The organism is Desulfosporosinus burensis (genome assembly GCF_054657535.1).
Genome location: NZ_BAAHYN010000108.1, coordinates 1 through 302, shown reverse-complemented (window position 1 = coordinate 302; position 302 = coordinate 1). Strand labels below are relative to the sequence as shown.

The window sequence follows — 302 nt, the reverse complement described above, 5'->3', positions numbered from 1 at the left end:
AGTGAAATCAGTCCATCTATGACGCACGAAAATAGATTTCCTCGTTGGTTACTAGTGGCTCCAACTCCCGATCTCCATAGTCCGGCAGCCTCGCCCATAGCTGAACTTAACGAGTCCTCATTCAGCTGTCCTTCATGAGTATGGATAATTTCAAGCAGAGTCACTAAATCTTGAACTTGCAAAGGCATTCCTAAGTCCCAGATTACCTGTTCCAAGATTAGTCGTTCTTTATATAAGGGTTCTCCAGCGACCGCCGTTTGGAATTGGTAGAGGAAACTTAGCTGCTCGAAGCCAAATTCTCT

At 45.0% G+C, this 302-nt stretch carries 1 pseudogene; it reads right to left on the bottom strand.

From position 1 onward, the window contains the following. A pseudogene (locus ACYQ3Q_RS28610) lies at positions 1 to 302 on the bottom strand (HEAT repeat domain-containing protein); the annotation flags it as partial.